A 277-nucleotide genomic window follows, 5' to 3' on the forward strand; every position below is an offset into this window, starting at 1 on the left:
CGGCGCAATCTTAGAGTCGTGCTTTCGTGTCGTTGTCACGTGTACGTCGATGATAGCATTCGCTCTCGTATCCACGAGAAGTGTCACCTTCAACTGCTGAATCGTCAGCTTCGTTCGCTTCGTGTAGTGTTTTGAGGCGTGACTCCGGTCAAACCCTGAAGCGTCGATCCCGACGACACCGTTAGTCGGGAGAAGCGTGACTGAGAGATTTAGAAGAACCCGCCAGACGGCCATCTCAAGGCGGTTGAACGCTTTGCACAATGTTGAGGGAGATGGG

1 pseudogene is annotated in these 277 nt (G+C 53.4%); it reads right to left on the reverse strand.

The features are described from left to right. Window positions 1–277, reverse strand: a pseudogene (locus SM753_RS20480) (IS5/IS1182 family transposase); the annotation flags it as partial.

The organism is Halostella sp. PRR32, from assembly GCF_034808085.1.
Classification (GTDB): domain Archaea; phylum Halobacteriota; class Halobacteria; order Halobacteriales; family Natronoarchaeaceae; genus Halostella; species Halostella pelagica.